At 65.1% G+C, this 8001-nt stretch carries 8 protein-coding genes and 2 pseudogenes; 7 read left to right on the top strand and 3 right to left on the bottom strand.

The window, feature by feature from the left end:
- Positions 1–235, top strand: a pseudogene (locus tag Tchar_RS12905) (IS5/IS1182 family transposase); the annotation flags it as partial.
- A gap of 123 nt (positions 236–358) precedes the next feature.
- On the opposite strand, the gene Tchar_RS12900 reads toward Tchar_RS12905, so the two are convergent.
- Entirely contained in the window at positions 359–1201 is an 843-nt protein-coding gene (locus Tchar_RS12900) for a transposase (protein ID WP_144329399.1), read from the bottom strand.
- A gap of 40 nt (positions 1202–1241) precedes the next feature.
- On the opposite strand from Tchar_RS12900, the gene Tchar_RS12895 reads away from it, so the two are divergent.
- The 5 genes from Tchar_RS12895 to Tchar_RS14145 all read left to right on the top strand — a co-directional run bounded on the left by Tchar_RS12895 (position 1242) and on the right by Tchar_RS14145 (position 5323).
- The gene (locus Tchar_RS12895) at positions 1242–2393 is read left to right on the top strand and encodes a transposase (protein WP_144329398.1); all 1152 of its coding nucleotides are present in this window, start codon (positions 1242–1244) and stop codon (positions 2391–2393) included.
- 134 nt (positions 2394–2527) lie between these two features.
- Positions 2528–3127, top strand: coding sequence for a DUF3782 domain-containing protein (locus tag Tchar_RS12890; RefSeq protein ID WP_144329397.1), 600 nt, complete (start codon positions 2528–2530; stop codon positions 3125–3127).
- 340 nt (positions 3128–3467) lie between these two features.
- Complete coding sequence (locus tag Tchar_RS12885; protein ID WP_144329396.1) at positions 3468–4490, top strand: hypothetical protein; 1023 nt, start codon at positions 3468–3470, stop codon at positions 4488–4490.
- A 306-nt stretch (positions 4491–4796) separates the two neighbouring features.
- Complete coding sequence (locus Tchar_RS14150; protein ID WP_236640468.1) at positions 4797–4943, top strand: hypothetical protein; 147 nt, start codon at positions 4797–4799, stop codon at positions 4941–4943.
- Positions 4943–5323, top strand: a complete 381-nt coding sequence (locus Tchar_RS14145) for a cysteine peptidase family C39 domain-containing protein (RefSeq protein ID WP_268969094.1) — start codon at positions 4943–4945, stop codon at positions 5321–5323. Before Tchar_RS14150 ends, Tchar_RS14145 begins: the two co-directional genes overlap by 1 nt.
- 164 nt (positions 5324–5487) lie before the next feature.
- On the opposite strand, the gene istB is transcribed toward Tchar_RS14145, so the two are convergent.
- Both istB and istA read right to left on the bottom strand, forming a co-directional pair.
- A complete protein-coding gene (istB, locus tag Tchar_RS12875) occupies positions 5488–6261 on the bottom strand; it encodes an IS21-like element helper ATPase IstB (RefSeq protein ID WP_201739377.1) in 774 nt (257 codons plus the stop codon).
- 23 nt (positions 6262–6284) lie between these two features.
- Positions 6285–7631, bottom strand: a complete 1347-nt coding sequence (gene istA, locus Tchar_RS12870; RefSeq protein ID WP_144329394.1) for an IS21 family transposase — start codon at positions 7629–7631, stop codon at positions 6285–6287.
- 76 nt (positions 7632–7707) lie between these two features.
- Between istA and Tchar_RS12865 the strand changes: the two are divergent.
- Positions 7708–8001, top strand: a pseudogene (locus tag Tchar_RS12865) (IS21 family transposase); the annotation flags it as partial.

Raw genomic sequence — 8001 nt, 5'->3', positions numbered from 1 at the left:
GCGCCGGGCATTGGACAAGAGCACTTTTCTTGGCCAGGTGATGGATGCCTTGGAACGCACCAAGGCGCGCATTCGTGCCAAGGGCGAGCATCCGTTTCGGGTACTCAAATGCCAGTTTGGCTACTGCAAGACGCCCTATCGAGGCTTGGCCAAGAACGGCGCGCAACTCAACGTCCTGTTTGCGCTGCTCAATCTGTGGCTGGTGCGCAAGGCCTTGTTGGCTGCAACGGGATAAGTGCGCCCGCCACGGCGCCACTGGGGGCCGACGAGGCCTCAGGAGGCCCACGAAAGGGGCTTCTGGAGCGGAAAATAACTCAAAATCTGCCCCTGATCCCGTCATGTGAAACAAAGTCTACCATCACCGCGTCCTCTGGAACGAATAGGCTGGGTTGTGCAGAGGTTTCCTAGCGGCCCGGTAACGCAACTCGGTCAGCTCCAAGCCCGGCTTCAGCGCCCACCAGCCGCTGGCGTGGTAGAGCGCCCGCTGCAAAGGTTGCGTCAGCCGGGCCGCCACGATGTAGGCAATGCCCTTGTCTTCCAGAAAGCTCAGCACCGTCTCGTCGAAGAAGCCGCTGTCGGCACGCAAAAGACCGACAATCTTGTGGCCCAGATGGTGCAGGGTCGATTCGAGGAACTGAAGGATATTGTTGGCGCTGTGCGCATGGCCTGGCCGCAGCCAGAAATTGGCCACCATCCGGGCTTCGGCAACAAAAGCCAGCAGCGGGTGGTGGCTGGCGCGTCCATGACGGCTGGGGTTGTAGCCGCGCGCAGCGCCTTGCTGGTTCCCGTTGCGGGTGATCACGGTCGAATCGACATCCAGCGTCACCCGCTTCAAGGCGCTGATCTTGCCGAAGAACCAGCGATAGACCTCGGCCTGCACGCGCTCGTTGGTGAGCATGTCAAAGCGCGCAAACAGCCGCATGATGGCCTTGTGTCCCGCCGCACGCGCCCAGCCGAAGAGTCGCACCAGCGTACTGTCCATGCGCACCGTCTCGGCATGCACAAACCGACAGGCGCCACACCAGATCGAAACGATGAACTGTTCGATCAGTTGCAGCGGTGCATACCCCCGGTTCGATCCCGGCTCGGGCAAGCCCCAGCCGGCTCCAGCCTCTCGAAACCCCATGCTGTCGAGCATTTGCTTGAGCAGCGCCAATCCGCCCCAGGCCGTGACCTCGCAATGCCAATAAAGGACACCCACTTATTTTGACAGCGGCCTAACTCTGTGCCATCCTTGAGCCATGACCCGCCCGCGCTCTGCCCTTGTTTCGGTTACCGACACGCTGTGGTATCACGTGGTCTCACGCTGCGTCCGGCGCGCCTTCCTCTGCGGCGAAGACGCGCACACGGGCAAGAACTTCGACCATCGCCGCGGTTGGATCGAAGCGCGCATCCGGCAGCTTTCATCGGTCTTCGCCATCGACGTGGCTGCCTACGCGGTGATGTCGAACCACTACCACATCGTGCTGAGAATCGATGCCGAACGCGCGCAGGCGTTGAGCGATGAAGAGGCGCTTGCCCGCTGGACGACACTCTTTGCCGGCCCGCTTTGGGTGCGTCGTTATCTGCACCCCGAGCAGCGTGCCGGGCTGGATGAAGCGGAACTCGATCGCGTGCGTGAGTACGCGGCGGTCTACCGCGCGCGTCTGGCCGATCTGTCCTGGTATATGCGCGTGCTCAACGAAGGCATCGCGCGGCTGGCGAACAGGGAAGACGGCGTGAAAGGGCGCTTCTGGGAAGGGCGCTTCAAGAGCCAGGCGCTGCTGGATGAACAGGCGTTGCTCATGGCGATGGCCTATGTGGATCTGAACCCGATCCGGGCAGGTCTAGCCGAGACGCCGGAAGAGAGCGACTACACCAGCGTGCAGGCGCGGCTGCAGCCAGAAAGGGTCGAGCAGCGCCTGAGCGAGACGATTGCGGCGATGCGTGAGGAGGAAGCGCAAGCCGGCGGGGACGGCGTAGCTGCCGAAGTCGTCGTGACTGCAGCGGAAACGACCGAGGATGGGCAAGGGGCGCGCGCCGCGGAAGGGGGAGCAGTGAAACATGGCGCGCTGGTGAAACTTGCGCCCGCGCCGCTCCTGCCGTTTGACGCCACGAGCCGGGAAGGGTGGGCGATACCGTATGCCCTCGAAGACTACCTCGAACTCGTCGAAAGCTTGGGCCGCTGCCTGCATCCGCAAAAGCGGGGCTTGATTCCCGAGAAGACGCCGAAGTTGCTGGAACGGCTGGGCATCGACACGGCGGCGTTCATCGCGCACGGCACGAAGTTTCTCAAGGAATTCGGCACAGCCATAGGCAAGCCGGCCGCGCTCATCGAGCTGGCGGCCAAGCGGCAGGCAAAGTTTTTGCGCGGTCTGAGCGCGGCGCGCTGCCTGCAGCGGCAGGCGGCGTGAAGCCGGCGCAGACAGCCTAAAGGCTGTTCCCTGTGCCGGCCTTGCCGTGACGCATTGCTACAGCCTCTTGTACTCATGCCAACCGCTTTGCGGGATAATGCGGCAAGAAAAGACCATCCGTAGAAAGGAAAGCGATGGCCACGACGACCGAAATGAGCTGGGACGACATCCGCGCGCTGCTCGCGCAACTGGCCGAGCAAAGCCGCGAGACCGATCGCCGCATGCAGGAGACCGACCGCCGCATGCAGGAGACCGACCGCCGCATGCAGGAGACCGACCGCGTGGTGCGTCAGGTCAGCCGCCAGCTGGGGCAGCTGGGCAATCGGCTCGGGCAGTTCGTGCAGGACATGGTCGAACCCGCCGTGGTGCGGCTGTTTCAAGAACACGGCATCCCGGTGCATCGGGTCTATTCCAACGCCACCGCCCGCGACGACAGTGGCAGCGCCATCATGGAGATCGACCTGCTGGTCATCAATGGCGACCATGCCATCGCCGTGGAGTGCAAAAGCCGCCTGACGACAGACGATGTGGATCAGCACATCGAGCGGCTCAAGCAGTTCAAGGCGTGCTTTACCGAGCATGCGGACAAGGCGCTGCTGGGCGCGGTGGCGGCGATGGGCGCGCCGGAGGAGGTGGTGCGCTACGCCGAACGTCAAGGCTTGTATGTGCTGGTGCAAGCCGATGACGATGTGGTGCTGCGCAACCAGCCGGGGTTCGAGCCCAAGCGGTGGTGAGGTGACGCGGGTGGCCTTCAAGCGCCGCGATGAAACCGATGGCACTCGATCGGACGAAGTGCAAGCACGACTGCTCAAGGCCCAGTACGCCATGATCCCCAACCGCCGAGACCCGTACCGGCACGAAGAGATGAAACGCCGAGGGCTGGTCACCAAAAACGAAAAGACATCCACTTAATTTGTCAATCTGCTCAACCTGTTCAGGACCAGTCAGGGTGGCGGCCAAGGCCGGCAAGGGGCTGAAGCAGGGCACGCGAAGGACCTCGACCCGGTGGCATGATCCTGGCCTGGCGGCCCGCCGGGACATCGAGGAAGAGCCGAGCAAAGCAAGAGGTAGACAATGGCGCTGGGGAATACATGGAATCTTGTCGTGCTGGCGAGCATGATCGCGGTTTGGCTGGCGAGCGCCTGGATGTATCGAAGCGCACAACGCGCCTTGCCGCCTGCACGCGGCCAGGTGCTCCAGTTCCGGCCTGCCGGCAGCCTCCGGTGGATGGGACCGGTGCTGATCCTGCTGGGACCGGGCCTTCTGGCGCTCATGCTCTTCCTTGTACCCATCGGCAAGGAGGACGTCGTGCTGGCGCTGCCCCTCGCCCTGTTCCTGGGCGGAATCTCGCCCGTAGCGGGCATCATGCTGATGCGCGCCCGTTATCGTGCCGACGATGTCGGCCTGATCGGGTACACGGTCTGGGGCCTGCCAACCTTTGTCGCTTGGCATCAGGTCAGATGCATCACCTTTAGCCCTGCCATGCAATCCTTGCGTTTCGACGGCGGTACGCGACCGCTTTACGTGCTGGTCCAACTGCACGATTGGCCGGCCTTCGTCGCCGAGCTCGAGCGCCGTCTGCCGCATCTCCCACTGCCCGGCGAAATCAAGCCCGGCCACCCCTTGCGCAAGGACAGCGACCGACTCGCCTTCGAAGGACACTGGCAGGGCATGTACGACCACGCAGGGCGCCTTTTCTGGGGCGCTGCGCTCAGCGTTGCGCTGAGTCTGCACATCCTCCAGCCGCATCCGCCTGCCCTGATGCTGTCGGCACTGGGCGGGGCGGGGCTCGCGCTATTCCCCCTGATACGACGCTTGGTGCCCAAACCGCGTAAGCATGCCGCGCTCGTTGGCAACGGCCTTCAGGCCCTGGGCCTGGCCCTATTTGTCTGGAGCGGGACGACGGCGCAGCACCTGCATTCGGACCGATTGGGCGGTGATGCGGCCCTCTCGAGCGTACAATGGATCGCGATGATAGCCCAGTCGTTGGGCACGGCTACACTCGTGATGGCCGCGCTTCTACTTCTGGCCAAGTGGCGTTGGCCTGAGCGCTTCGCGCGCGACCGCATGGGGGTGAACGACTGGGGCGAGGGGTGAGGCGTCTTTTCTGCCCGCGCGACGGCGCGATGCTCGTCCCCCGCCAACACCTCGGACAGCCCTGGTATTCGTGCAACCGCTGTCGGGGCGTGTTCCTGCCGCTGTCCATGACGCCGGAACTGTCGCCGCTGCTGGACGAGATTGCGCGGCGCGCCGCCGAGTGGCCGCGCTCGGCCACGGCTTGTCCGCAATGTGGGCGGACGCTGCACTTAGCCCATTACCAAGGCATGGAGATCGACCTGTGCGGCCACTGGTCATGGGGTGTGGCTGGACAAGGGCGAAACGGACAGGATCGCTTGGCAGCGGGTGAGGCAGAGTGGCAAGGACGAGTTGAAGGCCGAAGGCGAGGCGCAGTTGGTCGATACCTTGTCCGGGTCGGATCTGTCCAGTGTCGATCTTTCCGGCGCGCTCGACTGGTTGGGCGAGGCACTGGGAAGTCTGCTGTCGCCCTGATGGCGCAAAGTCGCGTAGGCGTGGGCGATTTCCCCGTCTGCCCAACCCAGTCCCGTTGGCCTCATCCTCGCCACCTGCTCGGCTTTGTCCGCGCGCCGGTCAAAAGCCGCAAGAACGATCACTTCTCCGTGCTGCGCGGCATCGACGGCGAGACGGTGTGGCTGGCCGACCCGTCGCTGGGTAACCGCACCTACAGTCGCAGCCAGTTCCTGGAGATGTGGCGCACGCGCACAGACCAGGCCGATGCCCTTGCGGGCAAATTCCTGGCCGTGCTGCCGGCCCGGGCCGACATCGTGCCCAACGGGGACTTCTTCACCAAGGCGCCGCGCCGACAAAGCGCCGGCGCCGTGGTGCAACTGGCGCACCGGCCCTGGCCCTGAATCCGGAAAGGGCATCGCCTGCGGCCATTTGTCGCAGAAACTTCGCTTGACGCGCGCGGAGGGGCATCACAAGATCAATATAGTCGAGGGTGAGGCCCAGGACATCGCTCGCTGTCAAGCGACACCAGAAACTGACCCCCTGGCGACATCCAGAATTGACCCCCTCAGGCGGGTTGGTGAACTGACACGCTATCCGTCGAGCCGGAGTGCTGCCGCGGCAGCACTCCGGCTCGACGCTTCTCTTTGAGGCGGTAACTCTCGCCGCGGATGGTGACCACATAGCTGTGGTGCAGCAGGCGATCGAGAATGGCCGTCGCGGCGATCGCATCACCGAACACCACGCCCCACTCGCCCACCGTTCGGTTGCTGGTGATCAACAGGCTGCCCCGCTCATAGCGGCGCGAGATCAGCTGGAAGAACAGGTGCGCCGCGTTGGCCTCGAACGGCAGGTAGCCCAGTTCATCCACGATCAACAGCTTCGGCTTGGCGAAGTGCGCCAGCTTCTCCTCCAGCCGTCCTTCGCCATGCGCTTTCGCCAGCGCCGCCAGCAGCGCCGGCGCCGTCACGAACAAGGTGCTGTAGCCGGCCAGGATCGCCTCCCGACCCAGTGCGATGGCCAGGTGGGTCTTGCCTACCCCCGGCGGCCCCAGGAACAAGAGATTCTCGCCGTGGGCGATCCAGCGGCTGGCCGCCAGGTCACGAATCTGGCGGGCATCCAGACTCGGTTGGGCGGCGAAGTCGAAGCCCTCCAGCGTGGCGACCCGCGGGAAGTGGGCGATCGACAGCCCCATCTGAATGCGCCGCTCGTCCTTGCGGGCGATCTCCCTCTCGCACAGGAAGTACAGGGTCTCGCGCAGGCTCAATTCCTTGCGGCCCGCCTCGTCCAGCAGGCTGTCGAGCTGGTCGCGGATGGCGGTCAGTTGCAGCCGGCTGAGCATCGCGGTGAGGCGTTCGTGGTCTATCAAAAGGCCCCTCCCGTGATCGCTTCGTACTCGGCCAGGGGACGGGCCAGTTCGCCGCCGAGGGGGATTCGCACCAGGCCACCGGTCGCGGCCATCGGCGGGGTGGGCATCCCCTGCGGGGCTTGCGGGCCCGGCCGGGGGGCCGGCGCGAAGGCGCGCCCGACCAGGCCGTCGAAGTGGGCCGGGTCGATGGACCGGCCCCGCGTGCCCTGGAGCACCTCGTGGCGGGCCACGATCTTCCCGGCGTGGCTGACGCTCAGCCCCTCGCCTTCGACGCGCACGCTCACCGATTCGCCGATCAGCCGCCAGGGCACGCTGTAGCGGTGGGTGTCGACCTCGACGCAGGCCTCGCTGCTGACGATGCGGCGCAGTTCGCGCGCCTGAGCGTAGGGTGGACGGCCGTTGAGCGGGGCCAGGGCTGCCCGCTCTTCGCGCTCGAAGCGGGTGCGGGGGGCTTCCCCGGTACTGCCATGAGTGCGCACGTCGGCAACCTCGCGTTGCCACTGGGCGAGGTGGGCTTCGAGGGCGTCCCAACTGGCAAAGGTGCGGCCGGCCAGGGCGTTCTTCTTCACGTAGCCCACGCCGTTCTCGTCCTTGCCCTTGGTGCGGGGCCGGTAGGGGGCGCAGGCCTTGGGGGTGAAGCCCCAATGGCGGGCGAAGGCGTTGAGCCGTTCGTTGAAGACGACTTCGCGGGACTGCACATTGTGGCGCTCGACCAGGGGGCGGGCGTTGTCCATCAGCACTTCGCGCGGGATGCCACCGAAGTGGGCAAAGGCCCCTTCCATCCCGGCAAACCAGGCGGATTGCCGTTCATGGGTGAAGGCGGCGACATAGCCCAGGCGGGAGTAGCCGAGGGTGGCGACGAAGAGGTGGACGGGGGACATCCGGCCGCCGATCTCGACCGTGGCGACGCCGAAGTCGATCTTCATCTGCTTGCCGGGCGGCGTTTCGAAACGCAGGGTGGCGCGGGCCCGGGCGGCAAGCTCGGCACGGTAGGGCCGACAGGCGCGCTCGACGGTGCGCAGGCTGACGATACGGCCGTGGAGGCGGGCGAGTTCCTGGCGCACGACGTCACAGTTGCCACGGTGTTGCAGGAATTGTCCCTTGAGCCAGTCTTCCAGGCCGGCCAGTTTGCCGGGTCGCACAGGCGACTGGTAAGGCACGTAGCCGCCGGCTGCCACATAGCGCTTGACGGTGTTGCGTGCCACCTCCAACTCCTTGGCAATGCGCTTCGCGCCCCAGCCGAGTGTGTGTAACGCCAACATCTGTTGGATCGTCTCCGGTTCCTGCATCCGCTCTCCTTTGCCGGCGCAAAGGGCGGGATGGTGCTCTCTTGCTTGCTTCATGTGACCTCCTGGTCAAAGCCCAGGGGGTCAATTCCTCGTGTCGCCAGGGGGGCAGTTTTACTTGTCGTTTGACAGCCCCGGGGTGGCCACCGGCTCTGAGGCCGTGGCCAGTCAAATTGCCCCACCCCGGCCACCGGCCTCTCTGTCGGCGGCCACCTCCCTGTGCGTACCCCACCGTGAGTTCATCGATGCCCAGCTACGGCTTCGACGCAACGCCATGGCCATCTACCAGGACCTGGTCGACGACCATCACGGCTTTGCCGGTCAGTACAACTCGGTCAAACGCTTCGTGGCCAAGCTGCGCCACAAGGTGCCCGAACAGTTCGACCGCCTGTCCTTCCTGCCCGGCGAGGAAATGCAGGTCGACTAC

The organism is Tepidimonas charontis (genome assembly GCF_007556685.1).
Lineage (GTDB): Bacteria > Pseudomonadota > Gammaproteobacteria > Burkholderiales > Burkholderiaceae_C > Tepidimonas > Tepidimonas charontis.
This window is presented reverse-complemented; position numbering and strand designations above follow the sequence as displayed.

Bases quoted from the DNA above. Each gene is read 5' to 3' on its own strand.
- Tchar_RS12895 (WP_144329398.1), top strand. From the start codon at position 1,242: ATGACCCGCCCGCGCTCTGCCCTTGTTTCGGTTACCGACACGCTGTGG.
- Tchar_RS12890 (WP_144329397.1), top strand. From the start codon at position 2,528: ATGGCCACGACGACCGAAATGAGCTGGGACGACATCCGCGCGCTGCTC.
- Tchar_RS12885 (WP_144329396.1), top strand. From the start codon at position 3,468: ATGGCGCTGGGGAATACATGGAATCTTGTCGTGCTGGCGAGCATGATC.
- Tchar_RS14145 (WP_268969094.1), top strand. From the start codon at position 4,943: ATGGCGCAAAGTCGCGTAGGCGTGGGCGATTTCCCCGTCTGCCCAACC.
- istB (WP_201739377.1), bottom strand. From the start codon at position 6,261: ATGCTCAGCCGGCTGCAACTGACCGCCATCCGCGACCAGCTCGACAGC.
- istA (WP_144329394.1), bottom strand. From the start codon at position 7,631: ATGAAGCAAGCAAGAGAGCACCATCCCGCCCTTTGCGCCGGCAAAGGA.